Annotated in this window: 9 protein-coding genes; 5 read left to right on the top strand and 4 right to left on the bottom strand. The window is 55.5% G+C overall.

The window, feature by feature from the left end; all coding sequences use genetic code 11:
• A partial coding sequence (gene tnpA / locus SOP97_RS09735) for an IS66-like element accessory protein TnpA (RefSeq protein WP_322949086.1) occupies positions 1-242 on the bottom strand: 242 nt, incomplete at its 3' end.
• Positions 243-321: 79 nt separating this feature from the next.
• Here tnpA and SOP97_RS09730 point away from each other — a divergent pair.
• The 4 genes from SOP97_RS09730 (at position 322) to SOP97_RS09715 (ending at position 4,564) form a co-directional block, all read left to right on the top strand.
• The gene (locus SOP97_RS09730; protein WP_322949085.1) at positions 322-1,821 is read left to right on the top strand and encodes a TonB-dependent receptor family protein; all 1,500 of its coding nucleotides are present in this window, start codon (positions 322-324) and stop codon (positions 1,819-1,821) included.
• 74 nt (positions 1,822-1,895) lie between these two features.
• On the top strand, positions 1,896-2,054 hold the full coding sequence (locus SOP97_RS09725; protein WP_411912048.1) for a PA1414 family protein: 159 nt from the start codon (positions 1,896-1,898) through the stop codon (positions 2,052-2,054).
• Between the two features lie 237 nt (positions 2,055-2,291).
• Positions 2,292-3,857: a methyl-accepting chemotaxis protein gene (locus SOP97_RS09720; protein ID WP_322949083.1), complete on the top strand. Its 1,566-nt coding sequence runs from the start codon at positions 2,292-2,294 to the stop codon at positions 3,855-3,857.
• A gap of 92 nt (positions 3,858-3,949) precedes the next feature.
• Positions 3,950-4,564: a tRNA-uridine aminocarboxypropyltransferase gene (locus tag SOP97_RS09715; RefSeq protein ID WP_322949082.1), complete on the top strand. Its 615-nt coding sequence runs from the start codon at positions 3,950-3,952 to the stop codon at positions 4,562-4,564.
• 26 nt (positions 4,565-4,590) lie between these two features.
• Here SOP97_RS09715 and SOP97_RS09710 read toward each other — a convergent pair whose 3' ends face one another.
• Genes SOP97_RS09710 through SOP97_RS09700 form a run of 3 tightly spaced genes read right to left on the bottom strand, consistent with a single transcriptional unit; the run spans position 4,591 to position 9,497 of the window.
• Entirely contained in the window at positions 4,591-5,949 is a 1,359-nt protein-coding gene (locus SOP97_RS09710; protein ID WP_322949081.1) for an HlyD family type I secretion periplasmic adaptor subunit, read from the bottom strand.
• 8 nt (positions 5,950-5,957) lie between these two features.
• Entirely contained in the window at positions 5,958-8,117 is a 2,160-nt protein-coding gene (locus SOP97_RS09705) for a type I secretion system permease/ATPase (RefSeq protein WP_322949080.1), read from the bottom strand.
• 24 nt (positions 8,118-8,141) lie between these two features.
• Positions 8,142-9,497, bottom strand: coding sequence for a TolC family outer membrane protein (locus SOP97_RS09700; RefSeq protein ID WP_322949079.1), 1,356 nt, complete (start codon positions 9,495-9,497; stop codon positions 8,142-8,144).
• Between the two features lie 426 nt (positions 9,498-9,923).
• Between SOP97_RS09700 and SOP97_RS09695 the strand changes: the two genes are divergently transcribed.
• Complete coding sequence (locus tag SOP97_RS09695) at positions 9,924-20,396, top strand: retention module-containing protein (RefSeq protein WP_322949078.1); 10,473 nt, start codon at positions 9,924-9,926, stop codon at positions 20,394-20,396.
• The last annotated feature ends 13 nt before the right edge of the window (positions 20,397-20,409 follow it).

Raw genomic sequence — 20,409 nt, 5'->3', positions numbered from 1 at the left:
TTGCCAAGCAGTAGCTCGATAATCACCGATGCTTCAGTCGGTCGTTTGGGCGTCACCTTCACCGGAACGAACGCCGGCAACGCAGCTGGCAGTTGATCTCGGTAAAGCGGTAACCACTTGCGAATGACGTTGGCGTTGATGCCGTGGCGGATGGCCACGCGGGATACGCTCGCACCGGGTTGCAGGCACTCCTGAACAACCTGGGCCTTGAATGGTTTGGGGTAAGAGCTTCGTTGGCGCATGGAAATCCCGGCGATAAGGGCTATCGCGTCCGCTTAAAAATACGCGGACACCATCGCCCTTAATGCTGGTGTTCGGAAGGTGACTTGGCTGGACGCTTACGAAATGGCAGGCAGTGACGGCGACTTGGGCGCGTTGCTGGCGTTTAACAGCACTCATTTAGATGGGTATCGCCAGCACGGCGCAGCGCAAACCAACAGCCTGACCGCCAAGTTGCGTTGGTATGCGCCGGCGGGGCGCTTACGCCTAAGTTTCAATGCGATCGATAACCGCGCCGAGGATCCCGGTGGTTTAACGGCGGCCCAAGTCGACGTGGATCGCCGGCAAGCGGCGCCGAACAACCTGCGCTTCGATGCCGATGAGTTTATTCGTCAGCAACGCCTGGCATTGGTTTGGGATGGCTACGCTGCTGGAGCCGACCAGTACCAACTGCGCAGCTATCTGGGGCACCGTGAGTTCGGTAATCAGCTGGGGTTTGCCACGAGCGGCCAAACGACCTTTAAACGCTATTTCAGCGGTGTAGGCGGGCAATACAGTCATTACCGCGAATTAATTGGCGTGCCACATAAAATCACCACAGGTTTCGACCTGGAAGCCCAGCAAGATGATCGGCGGCGCTATGACAATTTGTTCGGCGAACGCGGGCAGTTGCGCCAGCAGCAAGATGAGTCCGCGCTTAGCCAAGGACTGTTTATCGAGGATCAGATCAACCTGACTGAGCAGTGGCAGGCCACCCTAGGGTTGCGCTATGACCACGTGCGCCTAGCAGTGGATGACCTTTACCTGGTCGACAGTCGCGATGATTCAGGTTCGCGCAGCCTGGCCGACTGGAACTACAGTGCTGGTCTGAGTTATCGCCTGACGCCGCAACAGTCGCTTTACGCACGGCTGGCCAGTTCATTCGAAACGCCGACCATCAATGAGCTGGCAAACCCGCAAGGGGGTGGTTTCAATGCAGTGTTACAGCCGGCTCAGGCAGTAAGCCGTGAGCTCGGTCTGAAAGGTGAGTGGACCTCGCTGCGTTATGCCTTGGCGCTGTACCGGATCGACCTGAAGGATGAGCTGGTGGCGTTTAACCTGCCCACTCAGCCGGGGCGTAACTTCTATCGCAATGCCGGGCAGTCGCGCCGTGATGGCGTTGAGTTGAGCCTGGACTGGCAGCTTGACGATGCCTGGCGCTGGTCCGTGGCCTATGCCTACAACCACTATCGTTTTACCGAGTATCAAACGTCTGCAGGCGACTTTGCTGGCAAGCATAGTCCTGGTATTCCAAGGCAAACCCTTTTCACTGAATTGGCCTATGAAAACCAAGGTGCATACATACGCTTGGGCGCTACAGCCCAGGCGCGCGTATACACCAACGATGCCAATACTCAGTCAGCCTCCGGTTATGCCTTGCTTAACCTGCGCCTAGGCAAGCGCTTGCAGCTCGGCGAGCAAAGCCTGGAACCTTACCTGGGTATCGATAACCTGCTGGGGCGTGAGTACTTCGACAACCTGCGGATTAACGATGGCAGCGCTCGCTATTTTGAGCCGGGGCCGGAGCGAACCCTGTATGCGGGCTTGCGCCTGCTGTTTTAGCGTGTAACAGCGCCGCTGCGGCAGTTTCAGCTGACGTGAACTAAGATGAAAAGAGATGCATAAGCACCTGTTCGATGATCTTGGTTGGAGGCTATTTTATGAACGCCAAGTTACAGCACGCCCTGCTTGATCTGTTGAGAACCCTTGGCCTGCTTGAGCGGCCAACATTGCAACCCATCCCTGTACGCAGCACTAAACCAGCCCCTCAGCCTGAAGACCGTCGACGCCGCTAATACTCCTGTGCTGCTTACTCAAACATCCAAGCTGTAACGCCAGTAGCCGAGGTGTGTACCTAGGCTACTTCCTCTCACGTTGAAATTCCTGCTGTTGCGCTGGCTGCCTTTCACCCTACAAGGCAGTGGTTTTGGGCCTGATGAATGACTCATGCACGCATTTGCTAGCGAGTTGTTCGGACTGTGCTAGAACTTTACCTGTACACCCACACGTCGCTCAGACAGGGATAGCTCACAATGCGCCAGAACCTTCCAGTAACTCAGCGAGAGAAAACCTTCCCCCAGCATGAGCGGTTGATTTCCACCACCGACCTGAATAGCAATATCACCTATTGCAATGACGCCTTTGTTGAGGTGAGCGGCTTCACCCGGGAGGAGTTAATTGGCCAGCCGCATAACTTGGTGCGTCATCCTGATATGCCTCCTGCCGTGTTTGCGCACATGTGGGACACCATCAAGCAGGGTAAACCCTGGATGGGCATCGTCAAGAATCGCTCGAAAAACGGTGACTACTACTGGGTTAGCGCCTATGTCACGCCCATTTATGAGGCTGGCCGCGTAGCGGGTTATGAATCCGTACGTTCTCTGCCGGATGAAGCGCAGAAACGTCGCGCTGAAAAACTCTATGCGCGCTTACGTGAAGGTAAGCCACCTGTGCCAAAGCTTGAGTACTGGACACTCGATATTATCCAGTCATGGCCGGTGATCCTGGTTGCCCTGCTGATTCTTGGAGCACAATTTGTGCTTAGTGGGCCTTGGTTATGGGGCTTTATTGTCGCCGTAATGTTTGGACTCGGCTCGTATCAGTTAGCAGCTAAACGCCGCCTGATCAGGCAGACCCTTGCTGAGCACCCCAAGGCGTTTACCAGTGCCCTGGTTGCCCTAACGTACACCAACAACCGTGGTGCGCAGGCGTTGCTTGATATGGCCATGATCAGCGAAGAAGCTCGTTTGCAGACGGCGCTGACGCGTATTGAGGATGCGGGTAACAACGTTAAAAAGCATGCGGGGCGCTCGGCCGACCTGTCGCGAGCCAGTGCGCAAATGCTTGATCAGCAGCGCAGTGAGACGGATCAGTCAGCGACGGCTATCAACGAGATGGCTGCAACCATTCAGGAAGTTACGCACAACGTCCAGAGCACTTCACATGCCGCTGAGGAAGCGGATCGTCTGGCTATGCAGGGTTTAGAGTTGGCAAGCGGCAGTCTGGATTCTATGCATCACATGGCGAAAGCTGTGGTGGATATTGGGCAGGCGGTTAATGACCTGGCCAACTCCACTCAGTCAATCGGTAGCGTGGCCGATATGATTACCTCCATTGCCGAACAGACCAACCTGCTGGCGCTTAATGCGGCAATCGAAGCGGCGCGTGCGGGTGAGCAGGGACGAGGTTTTGCCGTGGTGGCCGATGAGGTCCGCTCGCTGGCGTCACGCACGCGGGAGTCGACTGAGCAGATCCATCAGATCATCGCGTCGCTGCGAGCGGGGGCCGAACGTGCGGTGGTTACAGCGGGCAAAGGCGAAGCCATTTCCAAGCAGAGCGTCGAGAGCGTGGAGTCTGTACGCAGCGCTCTGGATGGTATCAGCGCGGCGGTCAGCCGGATTACCGGCATGAGCCAACAGATGGCCTCGGCATCCGAAGAACAGAGCCATGTGGCAGAGGACATCAGCCGGCAGATCACTCAGATTGCTCAGCTCTCGGACCGCAGTGCTGAGCAGGCCCATCAAGGTGTAGCAATTGGGCAGGAGCTGGAAGACATGGCGGATTACCTGCACAGCCTGGCGGAGCGCTTCAACCGCTGAGTGAAAACTGCACAGTTATCGGCCTACCTGGCACGTGACAGGGGGCCGATTTTTTATGGGGTATGGCAAACTGCGCGGCTAAGGAGAAACCCATGTCGCGCGCGCAATGCCCACGTTGTAGCCGTCCATCCGAGCGCTGCCTGTGTGCGCTTATCCCGAACTTACCGAGTCGCACTCGGGTGTTGATTCTGCAACACCCGAGTGAGGTTAAGCATGCGCTGAATACCGCCCGCTTGGCTGCGCTTGGCTTGAGTAACGCTGAATTACTGATTGGTGAGGTCTTCGAGTCGCTCGCTGCGCTGTTACAACAGCCCAGCCACCATGCGTGTTTACTGTTTCCGGGGGAGCAGGCGCAACCTCTGGTGCAGTTTGCTGAGCAGCGCAACGAACTGCCGCTGCTCTTGGTGGTGCCTGACGGTACCTGGCGTAAGGCGCGCAAATTGCTGTACCTGAATCCGCTATTGGCGGCTTTGCCCAGGGTGGCGCTGCCTGAGGGGTTGCAGTCACGTTATCGCCTGCGCAAAGCACCAGTGCCTGGTGCGATATCAACTATCGAAGCGATTGTTGCCGCGCTGAATACTGTCGAAGCACCTGCCTGTTTCGATGAGCTGCTCAAACCCTTTGAGGTGTTGATTGATGGGCAGATTGAGGCGATGGGGGAGCACACCTACCAACGTAATCATGGCAAGCAGGACGCATCATCCTGAAAAATATGAGCCCGCTATAGGACGTTTCAGCGTTCGCGCATGGCTTCTGAGCGCGCCTTCAGCACGGGTTTAAGCAAGTAGTCGAGAACGCTCTTCTCACCGGTAATGATGTCTACGCTGGCGACCATGCCGGGGATGATTAGCAGTGGGTGCTTTTCGCTGCCTAGGTGGCTTTTATCGGTGCGCACCTGAATGAGGTAGAAACTGTTGCCTTCCTCATCGGTAATGGTGTCGGCGCTGATCAGCTCAAGGTTGGCTTTGAGCCCGCCATAGATGGTGTAGTCGTAGGCGGTGAATTTGACCATGGCCTTCTGCCCTGGATGGAGGAAGGCAACATCCTGTGGCCTTACCTTGGCCTCGATTAACAGGCTGTCGTCCAGCGGTACGATTTCCAGCATGTCACTGCCGGGCTGCACCACGCCACCAATGGTGTTGACTTTGAGCTGATTAATAATGCCGCGTACAGGCGAGACCACGGTCGTACGGGTGACACGATCATCAATAGCGACGCTGCTGGCGGTAATTTTCTGTAGTTCTGTACGAACTTCATTGAGCTCCTTGAAGGCATCAGAGCGGAAACTTAGCTCGGACTCATCAATTTTGCTTTTGATTTCATCCATCGCCGATTCAGCCCTGGGGATTGCCAAGTTGGTGGCGTTTAGTGAGCCGCTTGCTTCAACCAAGCTGCGGCGTAAACGGAGGATCTCAACTTGGGAGATTGCGCCTGCGGCAACCAGTGGTTGTGACATATTCAGCTCTTGCTGTAACAGGCCCATGCTGGAACGGTATTGCTGGGCTTTGGCGCGAAACTCGGCAAGTTCTTGAGTTTTTTGCCGCAGTTGCTCGCCCAGTGTGCGTTGCTCGCTTTGCAGGCGTTTTTGTCGAGACTGATAAACCGCCAGTTCGTCTTCAGCCAACTGCGGGGCAAGGCGTAGGATCTCTTCAGGCATACTGATCGGGCGGCCTTCCGCTTCAGCCGTCAAGCGTTCGACTCGTGCCACCAGGGCTAGACGATCGGCTTCAGCTTCCCCGCGATTAGAGAGGTAGCGTGTATCGTCCAGACGCAGTAATACGGCGCCTTGCTCAACAATCTGCCCTTCGCGAACAAATATCTCGCTGACGATGCCGCCCTCTAAGTTCTGGATGACCTGAATTTTACTAGAAGGTATGGCTTTGCCTTCGCCTGTGGTGACTTCCTCCAGTACCGCAAAGTTGGCCCAGACCAGCGCTGTTATTAGGCAGGCGCTGACCACCCAAACGGTGATGCGCGTGAACCAGGGCGAGTCTTCGAGAATGGCGCCGTCGACCTCTGGCATAAACTCGGTGTCTTGTTTGCGCTGCCGCATACTGGCGAAGTATTGGCTAATTGAATGGTTCTTTTGCATGAGCGCTCCTATACCGCTGCGGGGCCAACTCGACCTTTGCGTAGCGCTTCAATGACGGCTTCTTTGGGGCCATCGGCAACAATATGGCCGTTATCCAATACCACCAAGCGGTCCACCAGGCTGAGCATGGAGGCACGGTGCGTGATCAACAGCATGGTCTTACCTTGGGCCCAGGTATGCAGGCGGTTGCGCAGGATATCTTCGCTGGTGTTGTCCATCGCGCTGGTGGGCTCATCGAGCAGCAGAATAGGCGGGTCAAGCAGCAGTGCGCGGGCCAACAGTACAGCCTGACGTTGACCGCCAGAAAGCAGCTGGCCGCGTTCGCCTACGGGACGGTCGAAGCCTTGTGGGTGTTGCCGCGCCAGGTCGATCACCCCAGTCAACTCAGCGACTTCGAGCATGCGTGCATCGCTGACATAGCGTGCGCCTAACGTCAGGTTATCGCGCAGGCTGCCGGCCAGTAGTGGCAGGTCATGGGCGACGTAGCCAATTTGGTGACGCAAATCGGACACGTCAAGCTGACGCAAGTCCAGGTTGTCCAGCAGGATTTGCCCCTTGTCAGGGCTGTAAAACGCCATTACCAATCGCGCCAGCGTGCTCTTACCTGAGCCGCTGCGGCCGATGATGCCGATGCGCTCTCCAGCACTCATTCGCAGGCTCACACCGTCAAGCGCCGGGGTACTCTGGCCTGGGTAGCTAAAAGTGACATCACGCACATCCAGCGCGCCATGCAGTTGCGTACGTTCCAGTGGCCGTTGTTTGGCCTGACGCTCTTGTGGCAGGGCCATTAGCGCGTCAGTGCTGGTCATGGTCAGACGTGCCTGTTGGTAGCGGGTGATCAGCCCGGCAATTTGCCCAAGAGGGGCGAGGATTCGGCTACCCAGCATGTAACAGGCCACCAGCGCCCCCACACTGAGTTGACCGGCAATGATGATATAAACCCCCGCGACGATGGTGGCCATGCCGGCAAACTGCTGCAGAAATAGTGTGCCGTTGGTGGCGATTGCAGCCAATGAACGCGCGTGGATATCCAGGCGGGTGAGCGCCCCGTGGGTTTTCTCCCATTGATGCTGGCGCTCACTCTCTGCGCCGCAGGCTTTAAGAGTTTCCAGGCCGCCAAGGGTTTCGATTAGCAGTGCTTGGCGCTGCGAGGCCAGTTGCAGACTCTTTTCGACGGTGTCGCGTAAGCGCGCCTGGATAATAAAGGCAAAGAGCGCAGTGATCGGGAAAGCCAGCAGGGGAATGATCACCAGCCAGCCGCCGACCAGCCAGATCACCGCGATCATCAAAAATGAGAAGGGTAGATCGATCAGGCTGGTGAGAGTGACCGCCGTGAGAAACTCTCGTAGGCCCTGGAAATCATGAATGCTTTGAGCAAAGCCGCCGATCGTAGCCGGGCGTGCAGTCATCGACATACCGGTGATACGTTCGAACAGTGTTGCTGACAACACCACATCAGTTTTCTTGCCCGCCGTATCAAGTAGATGCGCACGTAGGATTTTCAGCAGTAACTCGAAGCCCATGCCTACAAATAATCCGATGGCCAGTACCCAAAGGGTCGAGGTGGCTTGGTTGGGGACTACGCGGTCATAGGTTTGCATCACAAACAGCGGCACCATTAAGCCGAGCAGGTTGATCAGCAGGCTGGCGAGAATCGCATCCGTATATAACCACCGTGACAGTTTCAGGGTGTCGCGAAACCAGGCTTCTATCCGCGGTATGAGCGGGGAGCGTGTTTCTTCCAGTTCATGGCGTGGGCGGGCAAAGAAGGCTTGCCCGCTGTACTCGCTGGCTAGTTGCTCTCGGCTGACCCATTGCTCGCCGCCATCAGCTTCGCAGGGCAGTATCTGTGCCTGGTTATCTGCCCCCCATTGACGCAATACAGCGCTGCGGCCATTTTTAAGCAGCAACAGTATTGGCAGATTGAGCGCTGAAATACTGGCCAGGTCACGGTGCAGTAAACGCCCCTGCAAACCAGCCCGCGCCGCAGCGCGGGATAACAGTTCTGCGGTCAGGCGCTGTTCTGGCAGCGGCAGCCCTGCACTTAAGCTGCCACGGCTGGCTGAGCAGCCGTGGAGTTTGCATAGAATCAATAAGCCATCAAGCAAAGGGTCGTCATGATTTAGACGCGGGTCGCTGGATGTTTCTGGCCGCTCCATGCTGGTCAAGGGCTGCTACTCCTTATGGTCGTTCTACTTCATTGCCGGCAGGCGTGCCTCGCTTTTCACTTCGCTAAGGGCGACTGCTTCTGCCGGTACTACTACTTGCTGCTGACGCAACAAATCGCCCATTGCTGCGGATACCCGGTACATGGAGAACTCTTCGCTATAGCGCACTTCGCTGTAGCGTCGGTTAGCGGTGAACAGTTCATTTTCACTGTCCAAAAGGTCGAGCAAGGTGCGTTGGCCCAGACCGAACTGTTGTTGATAGGCTTCACGAACTTTCGCCGTGTAGTCGGCGTAATCGCGTGCTTTAGGCGTTTGCAGGCGGGCGTTCTCCATGGCATTCCACGCCAGCGAGAGGTTCTCATTGAGTACGCGCAACGCATTGTTGCGGATGTCCATCGACTCATTGATTTGATAGGCAGTCGATTGCAGCCGCGCCTTGTCGCGCATGCCATTGAACAGGTTGTAGTTCATCACCACTGCCGCACGCCAGCCATTGTTATGGCCCTGGTCACCTTGCGTGTTGTTATCGGCATTGGTGGCCAACTCAAGGTCAACGCGTGGGTAGAAGGTTGATTTGGCAACCTCATATTGCTTTTCGGCTGCTTGTACATCGGACTGCGCTGATTTCAAAAAGGGGTTGTTACTCTCGACCGCTTGCCGAGCTTCGACAAGGGTTTCAGGCAGTGAGCCTTTGAGTGATGCGGGTGCGGTCAGCTCATTGGGCATACGGCCAACAGCACTGAAGAAATTGGCTTCGGCATCGGCCAGATTCACTTGTTCTGTATAAAAGTTGTTTTCTGCCAGCGCCAAGCGTGCTTCGGACTGATCCAAGTCTGCGGTACTCCCCACGCCTTGTTGGCTGCGTAGGCCGATTTGATCATTAATCCGTTGGTGAGCCTGTAGGTTGTTGCGAGCAAGGGCCACCATTTCTCGACGCATCAATAAGTCGAGGTACACCTCGACAGTTCGCAGCGCCAGGCTTTCTGAAGTGCCTAGTAGGCGGTAAGCCCTAGAATTGACCACCGCTTTAGTACGCTCCACCTCATTGGGCGTATTGAAACCATCAAAAATCATTTGCCGCAGACGCAGCTCGGAAGTGCCGTAATTCAGCGTTTCGGTGTTGTGGTTACCCAGTGCCCGGGTGCTGGGGCTATCAGTGTTTTCTCGACCGTAGCCCATGAGTAGGTCAACAGTTGGTAGATAGCCGCCTTTAGCAATCTTGACTTCTTCGTCCGATGAAAGGCGACTGTTAGCCCCGGCATGCACTTCCGGGTGGTTATCCAATGTGCTTTGGATTGCCTCGGATAAGGTGATGGCTTGTGCCTGAGAGCACACTGCCGCCAGCACAATGCTGCTCCATAAAGGGTTTAGTACGCGCATTTGTACATCTCCTTATAAACGCTTATTAATGCCGCCAAAAAAATGGCTTTAATGCTCTTGAGATTACTCTCGCTCTATAAGATCAAAGCTAAGAACACTTTCCAGCATAGCTAAGATAAAAATGTAACAAGGCCTATAAGAAAAAAATCTTATGCAGCCTTGGCGATTTGGACCACTGTTAAATCAGGCTTTGGGTGCTCTCCAGCGGTGCGTGCGCATGCCTTAAACAGATGGTCAGATGCATTTAGGGGCGGGATGTATTGGTTTGATAGGCGACGTGGTTTTGGTGACATTTTTTTGTCGTTTAGTTATTTGAGAAAAACGTCTTAATTATCAAACAGCTGTTTCTATTCTTCCTTGTAGGTGTGTTTGATCCTTTTGACATACGTGTCGACGGTGGTCGGCAGTTGTAGTGAGGATGGAATCATGGCTACTTTGATTGGTGTCGTCAGCCAAGTTATCGGCGAAGTCTATGCAGTAGCTGGCGACGGAACGCGTCGGCCACTTAGTGAAGGTGATCGAGTTTTTGCAGGGGAGCGAATTGTCACAGGGCCGTCAGGAGCGATCTCTGTCGCCATGAGTAATGGGCAGCTGCTAACCCTTGGGCGCGAAAGCAGTCTCAGTCTTAATGAACAAATGCTTGCAGACAGCTCCAATCAGTCATCCCCCTCAGAGCAAGTGCCAGCAGAAACGCCCAGCGATAGTGATCTGACTTATGTCGAAAGGTTGCAAGCGGCTATTGAGGCGGGTGTCGACCCAACACTTGAAGGCGAGGCAACTGCTGCTGGTCCCGGGGCTGGTGGGGCGCCAGGTGCCGCGGGTGGCGGTCACTCGTTTGTACTCTTGGGTGAAACCGCTGGTGCGCTCGAGCCAATTATTGGCTTCCCGACCGCAGGGCTGAGTAGTGGGCCGGAGTTTCCAGATCCTGAGCCTGCGGTGGCTGATGACGCTCCTGAATTTTCGCCCACGGTTGGGATCATTTACTTCGATCAAGAAGGCTCAGTGGTTGCCGGGCCAGGTGTAGTCGAGGAAGCCGCGCTCAATCCTGATGCGCCAACTAACCTTGATGGCCAAGCCGGTTCGAACCCTGGCAGCAATGCTGAAAACGTGTCCGGCTCATTGGTCATCAATTCCCCCGACGGTATCTCTGCTATTCAGGTGCTAGATAAGGATGGGGTGTGGATCAACGTGCAGGGCGGCGGTGTGGTCCAGGGCATTTATGGGCAATTGGTGTTTGATGCTGCCGGCAACTGGACTTACATCCTGGCCGATAACACGCTCAATCATTCGATTCCAGATGCGGTTGGGGCTGATGATCAGATTCTCGACCCGTTTTCTGTGCGTGTGGTTGACGGTGATGGTGATGTGTCACCAGCGACTCCACTTACGATTGCGATCTATGACGATGGCCCAAGCATCCTGCGATTTGATATTTCCGAGCAGAGTAGTCTGCTTGTTGTGGATGAGTCAGTCGGTACGGGTGGTTCAATCAAAGATGAGCCAGGCCAAGCTCAAAACAACGATGAAAGCGGTTATGCCGGAAGCGAAACGGGCGTTATTGGCTACGCCAGCTTCAATCTGGAAAGCATTTTCTCGCTGGCTGTCGACCCTGGAGCTGATGGTGAGAACCTTGAGGCCAGAGAATTCTCGCTGACCTTGTCAGAAGACGGAGTCGATTCTGGCCTTACCGCTACAGCTGGCGGCCCTATCTTATTATCGTTTGTGGGCGGCGACGGTACCGATGCTGGCGACATTCTGGGGATTGCCGACGGTGGCTTAGTTGTATTCCGAATCAGCATCGACCCGAGCACGGGTGCTGTTTCTGTCACCCAATATGCTGCTGTCGACCATGGCAGTGATGGTAACAACCACGACAACATGGCCGTTATTGGCGAAGACCTGATAGGGGTGACGGTCAAGGTTTATGATAATGACGGGGACTCGGCAACCTCCACGACTGTTGAGCTGGGTTCACGCATTGGCTTCGAAGACGATGGCCCACTGGCGCAACTCAGCGAACAACCTCGCGAGCTGGGCTCCGTGCGTGTGGACGAAAGCCTGGTGAGCTTGAACGGAGTCCAGGGCGATGGCATCCCTTCAGCCGTGCTGAGCGCCGCGATAGTGCAGTCGCAGTTTGACAGTGCGTTTGGTGCCGACGGTGCGGCGGCAGGTGATGACGCCACGGTGTACAGCCTGGAGTTGAGCGGCGCGAATGTGCCGAGCGGCTTGTATGCGGTAGATGCCAGTGCGCCGCTGGGTCAAGGGGCGCAGATTGTCCTGAACCAGCTGGGCAACGTGATCACCGGCAGCGCCGGTGGTGCGCCGTACTTCACCCTGACCATCGACCCAGTCAGTGGCGAAGTGACCTTGGATCTGCTGGACAACGTGTGGCATGACGACACCGCCGATGCCGATGACAGCGAAGTGCTGTCCCTGGCCGAGGGTGCACTGCTGCTGACCCAGACCGTGACCGATGGAGATGGTGACAGCGACAGCGTCTCGATAGACCTCGGTGCAGCAGGGGCCTTCAGCTTCGAAGACGATGGCCCACTGGCGCAACTCAGCGAACAACCTCGCGAGCTGGGCTCCGTGCGTGTGGACGAAAGCCTGGTGAGCTTGAACGGAGTCCAGGGCGATGGCATTCCTTCAGCCGTGCTGAGCGCCGCGATAGTGCAGTCGCAGTTTGACAGTGCGTTTGGTGCCGACGGTGCGGCGGCAGGTGATGACGCCACGGTGTACAGCCTGGAGTTGAGCGGCGCGAATGTGCCGAGCGGCTTGTATGCGGTGGATGCCAGTGCGCCGCTGGGTCAAGGGGCGCAGATTGTCCTGAACCAGCTGGGCAACGTGATCACCGGCAGCGCCGGTGGTGTGCCGTACTTCACCCTGACCATCGACCCAGTCAGTGGCGAAGTGACCCTGGATCTGCTGGACAACATTTGGCATGACGACACCGCGGATGCGGACGACAGCGAAGTGCTGTCCTTGGGCGACGACGTACTGCTGCTGACCCAGACCGTGACCGACGGAGATGGTGACAGCGACAGCGTTTCCATTGACCTCGGTGCAGCAGGGGCCTTCAGCTTCGAAGACGATGGCCCACTGGCGCAACTCAGCGAACAACCTCGCGAGCTGGGCTCCGTGCGTGTGGACGAAAGCCTGGTGAGCTTGAACGGAGTCCAGGGCGATGGCATCCCTTCAGCCGTGCTGAGCGCCGCGATAGTGCAGTCGCAGTTTGACAGTGCGTTTGGTGCCGACGGTGCGGCGGCAGGTGATGACGCCACGGTGTACAGCCTGGAGTTGAGCGGCGCGAATGTGCCGAGCGGCTTGTATGCGGTAGATGCCAGTGCGCCGCTGGGTCAAGGGGCGCAGATTGTCCTGAACCAGTTGGGCAACGTGATCACCGGCAGTGCCGGTGGCGTGGCGTATTTCACCCTGACCATCGACCCAGTCAGTGGCGAAGTGACCCTAGATCTGCTGGACAACATTTGGCATGACGACACCGCGGATGCGGACGACAGTGAAGTGCTGTCCTTGGGCGACGACGTACTGCTGCTGACCCAGACCGTGACCGACGGAGATGGTGACAGCGACAGCGTCTCGATAGACCTCGGCGCGGCAGGTGTATTCAGCTTTGAAGATGACGGCCCTGTTGCCGACATTAAAATTGTGAGTGGTGTTCGTGTTGTGCATGACGAGTCGCAGGGCTTGCAGAATGCCACGGCCACACCAACCCCCCCTAGAGATGCTAATGACAATGACGTCCGAGACATTGCCACGCTGTTTAGCAGTGTTACTAACAAAGGTGGCGATCTTTTGCCCGAGGGGTACGCGCAAAGCAGTGAGCCCTTGGTCAGTACAGCAGGCAGCGATTCTGGGCAGGATCAAGAGGGCGCAACTTCGGTCCTTAGTCTAGCCGTTGTAGGCGGTAACGGCGTTGCTTCGGGCCTGATGACCACCGCTGGGTATGCCATCAACCTTTCTGTGGAAAACTACTTAGTTGTAGGCCGTGTCGTTGGCGGGCCGGATGCTGGCAAGGCTGCGTTTGCCATTGCTATTGGTGATGATGGCACGGTCAGCGTGGCGCAATACGTCTCGCTGCAACATCCGATCAGTGGCAGCAACTATGACGAGGCCATAAGCCTGGCGGGCAAGATACAGGCGGTTGTGACCGTGACGGATGGTGACGGCGATGTGGCGGTCGATAAAGTCAATATTGGCAGCGCCATTCGCTTTGAGGACGATGGTCCTACAGCTTTACTCAGTGTGGTCAGCAATGCAGGTGTCACCCACGATGAGTCCCATGGGCTGCAGAATGCAACTGAAACGCCACTTATCCCCGGTGACGCCAACGACAATGACGTGGCAGATCTGTCAGCACTCTTTGCGTCGCTAGACACTCTTGGCACCGATATAAATTCGCTTGGTACTGATTTAGATCCAATTGGTTATGCGCAAAGTAGCGGTTCAGTGGTCAGCGCTGCAGGTAGCAGTACAGGGCAAGATGATGAGGGTGCAACAAGTGAGCTAAGCCTGGCCTTGCAAGGTGGCGATGGTATGAATTCGGGGTTGAGAACTACCGATGGCACCATCATTCGCCTGTTCTTGGAGGGCGATTTAATCGTCGGGCGTGTGAATGGTTTTGGCAAAGCTGCGTTTGCTGTAGCCATCGACGGTGATGGCAAGCTGAGCGTGGCGCAGTACATGTCGCTTCGGCACCCTGACGGTAGCAGTGCCGATGAGGCGTTGGATCTCAGCGGAAAAATCAAAGCAGTGCTAACGATTACCGATGGTGACGGTGACGTAGCAGTCGACAAGGTCGATATTGGGCATCTGATCCGTTTCGAGGACGATGCTCCAACTGCAGGTCAGACTATTGCAGCTGTTGTTCTCGATGATGAAGGCCTTGCTGGTGGTATCAATGGCGGTCTTGGCGATGCTACTGGTGCCGAAACCAGCACCAGTGGAAACTTGGTATTTGCTGCAGGTGCTGATGGGCTTAAATCCATTGTTCTCAGCGGGCCGGCAATACTTGGTTCCGAGGATGTTACATCCACTTGGGCAGCCGGCAGTAAGACGCTAACCATCAGCTCAGCTCGTGGTGCGCTGATCACCGTTCAGCTCACTGATCTAGAGAGTGGAGCCTACACCGTCAACCTGTTGCAGCCATTGATGCATCTGCCAGGCGGTGATGAAAATGACATCATCTTGAACATTGGCTACACCGTTACTGATGGCGATAACGACTCTGCAACTGGGTCGCTGGTAGTAGCCATTGATGACGATACGCCGACCATCCAAGCGGGCAGTCTCGGCGTCAGCTCTTTTGTAACCTTCCAAGGAACGGATGCCGGCTTCAGCAATTCCTATGGCTACTACAACAAGGCACCAGATGGTTCACCAGTAGACGGTAAAGTGATCTGGGCCAATGTGCATGCCCAGTCCGTTGGTGATGTGGGTGATCTCAGTGGCTTGGACCCTGCCAATACCGGCTTCTTTATCATCCCTAACGGCGGAGCCAATGCAGCTCTGGCTAATGGTTCGGTAGTGACCTTTGAGTTTGTCGCCGGCCAGTGGCAGGCGCAGCTGGGTGGTGTGCCACTGGTAGGTGCAGACGGCGCCAATGTGCTGTTCAGTGATGCCAGCCTGAACCCTGGTGGTTCGCATTTGCAGGACACTGGTAACGCTGGTAACCAGAACTGGGAAGACAAAACACTCACCTCGGATTACGACTACAACGATGTCAGCACCAATGTCACCTGGGGTACCTCGCTGCAGGTCGATGAATCCGACTTCAGCATTGATGCCACAGCTAACTTCAGTGGTGTGTTCAATGTGCAACCGGGTGCGGACGGCCAGCAGAGTCTGACTTACGAACTGAGTGTGCAGAACGCCAACACCGGCTTGGTTGATACAGAAACCAATGAGGCTGTGGTCCTCAGTTTCAATGCCGGTGTTATTGAAGGCCGCACTTCGGTGAGCGACGAACTCGTTTTTACTCTGAGCGTCGATGCGACAGGCACGGTCAAGTTGGATCAGTTACGCGCTATCGTTCATCCCACGGGCGATCCTGACGAAGCCCAATTCCTTGGCGCTGGTCACGTCAGTTTGGGCGCTACCGTGACTGATGGTGATGGTGACCAAGCCAGTGCAAACATTGATATTGGTACCGCCATTAGCTTCAAAGATGATGGCCCAAGCGTGCTACCTAATAACATGGTGCAACTGGACGACGACGCTCTGGCCAATGGCATCCCGGACGGCATTGGTGATGACGGCAACGATTTGAATATTAGCGGTACGCTTGGTCTGGACTTCGGTGCTGATGGCGAAGGGAGCGTGCAGTGGCTTACCAGTGGTGCGCCAGCAGACTTCACATACGCGTCAGGGCCTGGCGGTTCTCTATTGATCAGTCAGGACGCAACCCTTGTTCTGACAGTGACATTGAACAGTACGAGCGGTGCTTACACTGTTACTCAGAACGCGCCAATCCTGCATGCTGATGCTGATCAGGAGAATAATCAGGCCTTCATTCTCAACTATCGGGTTACCGATAAAGATGGAGATGTAGCCGACGGGACCTTGGCCATCAATGTTGATGACGATACCCCTGAGGCACAGGACGATGTGGCCTATGTCGGCACCGGTCAGACTCAGAACATCAACATGGTGTTCGTCCTCGATTTTAGCGGCAGCATTGATAATGCCGAGCTAAATCTGATGCTCGATGCTGTACGTACAGCCGGTCAGACGCTGTTCAATAATGCCGCCGGTGCAGTGCAGATTCAGATTGTGGCTTTTTCGAACGATTCGATCGGCTACCCGGTAACCAGCGACATCACTGCGTTCACTAATTTGGTGAACTCCCTCAACCCGTTGGAGCCAGGTGGGGTTCGGCCTCTAGACAGCACTACTGACTTCACCGATGCGATCCAGCAGACCATGGTTTCCTATGCACCACAGCCCGGCTGGAACAATCAGGTTGTGTTTATCAGCGATGGCAACCCCAACGAGCAGACAGGCACAGGAGGTCATTCGCTGACTGACGCAACTGCGGCGGCCTGGAATACCTTTGTCGACACTAACGGGATCACTGTCACCACAGTAGGTGTAGGCAACGGCATCATTGATCAGCGCCTAGAAGACGTTGACATGGATGCCGGGCCGAACAACGACCCGCTGCGGGCCGACGACTTTGACGACCTAGTCGATACGCTGTTGGATAACGTGGTTGGCGGTCTGGTCAATGGCAATGTGCTGCATGGTAGCGACGGTGTCGATAACGGTGGCACTGGTGACGATGATGGCTATGGCGCTGACGGCCCAGGCCGGATTATGTCCATCGAGATCAATGGCACCACCTACAACTGGGATGGTGTACTCGATGGCGACCAGGTACTGAGCGACATCCCCACTACCCATGGCGGTAAATTGGACTTCAACTTCGCCACAGGTGCATGGACCTATCGGGCTCCAAGTAGTGGCGGTGGTGACCAAGTCGAGACATTCAATTATGTCATCATCGATAAAGATGGTGATCCGTCTCAAGCGACTCTATCGGTGTATGTGGATGACATCAGTCCGGTCATCGCTAAAGTTGATGAGGATGAACTGTCTGGAGGTATCACCGATAACGATGGAGAAACCACCATCGCAACTGGTAGCGTCAGCAGTTTGGTGGTCGGGCCGTCTACCGGCGTACAGTTCATTTTGTCCGGCAATACCAGCGGCTTAGCTGGTGCTTCATCTGGCAGTACGCCTCTGGTGTACAGCGTGGTCGGCGATACCCTGAGCGCCAAGGCCGGTGCGGTTACCGTATTCACTTTACAAGTGGAAAGTGACGGCGATTACACCTTTACCCTGCTCAAACCACTGGACCATTCGCTGGGCAATGGCGATGACGGCGAACTGTTGGTGATGGACTTCGCCAGTATTCTGCAGGCCAGTAACGGGGTTGATCCTGTGTCACTGGCAGGCAGCTTCTTGGTACAGATAGAGGACGATGTGCCGAACGTCAGTGCCAATGCGCCTGTGCAATTGGACGATGACGCTCTGGCGGGTGGCATAGCTGGTGGTCCAAATGGTACCGATGATGCCGATTCGGTGAACACTGGTGGCACTTTGAACCACAACTTTGGTGCAGACGGTGCCGGTACGGTGAAATGGCTGGACTCGGGCGCGCCGGGCGGCTTCACCTACCATGCAAGTGCGGATGGCTCACAACTGCTGGTCAAGCAGGGCGCCACCACCGTTCTGACGTTGACGCTGAACACCGCTACCGGTGTTTACACCGTCACCCAGAACGAACCGATCCAGCATGCCGATGCCGATTTGGAAAACAACCAGTCCTTTACCCTGAGTTATCAGGTAACCGACAAGGACGGCGACAAAGCCGAGGGTTCGCTGTCGATCAACGTCGACGACGATACACCGCTGGCCCAAAACGACACTGCTACCGTGGTCGAGGGGAGCGGTGGGGACTTCAATGTTGCCTTTGTCTTGGACTCCAGCGGCAGTATCAGTAACAGCGAATTCACCACCATGATGAACGCTGTTATGGCCGGAGGGCAGGCGCTGTTTAACGGCACCAGCGGTGATGTGAAAATCACCATCGTAGCCTTTTCTTCGGACTCGCTGGCTTATGCACCTGTGACTACATTGGCAGCCTTCGAAGCGCTGGTGGATAACATCATTGCTAACCGTCCATTCAGTGGCTCGACCGATTTCACCGATGCTGTTGAACAGACCATGGTGTCATTTAGCCCAACACCGGGTTGGGATAACCAAGTGTTTTTCATCAGCGACGGTAATCCTAATCAGCAGACTGGGACCGGTGGTAATTCGCTGGAAGATGATGTGGCCGATGACTGGGCTGATTTCCTGGCCAGCGGTGGCATCAATGTCACCACCATAGGCGTCGGTGGCGGTGTTAATGAGGACCGCCTCGAGGATGTGGATCTGGACAGCGACCCTGACAAAACCCCGATTCTGGTCAATGAGTTTGATGACTTGATTGATGCCTTGCTTGGTCAGATCACTGGTGGGGGGCTCAGCGGCAATGTTCTATTGGGTGACGACAATGCTTTGGGTGGCGTAGGCGTCAACGCTGACGATGCCTTCGGTGCCGACGGTCCTGCTAGTCAACCGATCGTAGCTGTCTCTCATAATGGAGTGGTCTATACGACTGCCTCATTAGAGTTCTCTGGAGATACCTTAACCATCGATACCCAAGCGGGTGGCTCGTTGTCGATCAATTTCAGCACGGGCGTCTACACCTACAACTTGGGCCAAGATGTGGCTGACGATCTGACTGAGACCTTTAGCTACACCATTCAAGACGCCGATGGTGATCAGTCAACGGCTACCCTGTCCTTGACCACGACTGACAGCAGTGAAGTGGGCGCCTTTGACAGCTACAACCAGGCCATTGTCAGCCAGGTGGAAGTGCCGGGCGCTGAAACCAGTAGGGTGTTGGCTAACTTCTCTGACACTACCAATGGTAGTAACAGCGGCGCTGGCTACAATCCGTGGACGTTTGACACCTCAAATACCGGGCAGAGTGTGTTGGTCAATTCTGACGTGTTATCCGTTGCGGGTAATAAGTGGGGGGTGACGGCTCTAGGGCGTAACGGGGTTGAAGTGAACAGCGGTGAACTGCGCTTGACGGACAGTTCGAGCAGCAACTCAACCAGTACCAAGGTCGCGACACCAACATTTACTGTTGATGCGGGCGATACAGCTACGTTGTCATTTGAAATTGATGAAGTGGATAACTTCGGTAACGGTGATCGATTTGACTGGGAGCTGCTCCGCTACAACTCGGGCACGAGTAGCTGGGATAGCGTCCAAGATGGATCGCACAGCATAAACACTGGCAGTACGGACGTTACGATCAATACCGCTTCATTTGGAAGTGGGGTGTATCGCATGTACTTCCAGGCGAATGATCGCTCAAATAACAATGATAGCTACCGCATCAAGTTAGATAACATCACGCTGATGACCTTGGCTGCTGCCACGCTGGTGACTCATGTCAGCGCAGTAAGTGGCAATGTGCTGACCGATCCCAACAACTACATAGCTAGCAGCGACCCTTGGGGAGCCGTGGATGATAAAGGGGCAGAAGGCGCAGCACTGAGTATCTGGGACGGTTCAAGCTATGTCGCTATCGGTGTTGGAACGGCGATTGCGGGTGCGTACGGTAGCCTGGTGATCAGCGACGACGGTTCGTACACCTATACCCCTGATGCTGACATGGGCAATATCGGTAAAGAGGATATGTTCAGCTACATGCTGACCCAGCCTGATGGTGATACAGCCTCTGCACACTTGGTTGTCAAGGTTGGCGGCTCTGCCTATGTTGCGCCCAATGTTGTGACCGGCTCCGGCGATCTTGTTGGCACCGATGGCAGTGATGTGCTGATCGCTGGCGATGGTGGGCATACGCTGGATGGCGGTGCCGGCTCTGACCGCTTAGAGGGTGGCAATGGCTCAGATAATCTATTGGGCGGTCTTGATGATGACTTCTTGATAGGTGGGGCTGGGGACGACACCCTAACGGGCGGAGCCGGAAATGACACCTTCATCTGGAAGGCCGGTGATACGGGGCATGATGTGGTTATGGACTTTGGCCAGACTGCCGGTGATATGGATGCGCTAAACCTGTCTGAATTACTCGATTTTAGTGGCACCGCGAATTCAGCCAATCTGCTGGGCTCTTACATCGATATGAGCTTTTCTGGTGGTAATACGTTGGTTGAAGTGTCGAGTACGGGTGATCTGGGTAGCTCAGGTGCAGATCAAACGATCACGTTGGCTGGCGTCGACTTGTCGGCGGGAGGCAGCCTGTCGACAGCCGATATCATCGACAACATGCTAGGTAATGGGACGCTAGCGGCTTGATCTTGCTGTAGTT

The sequence above is a fragment of the Pseudomonas spirodelae genome (assembly GCF_034653255.1).
GTDB classification, from domain to species: domain Bacteria; phylum Pseudomonadota; class Gammaproteobacteria; order Pseudomonadales; family Pseudomonadaceae; genus Aquipseudomonas; species Aquipseudomonas spirodelae.
The sequence above is the reverse complement of the archived record's forward strand: the minus strand, read 5'-3'. Positions and strand labels throughout refer to the sequence as shown.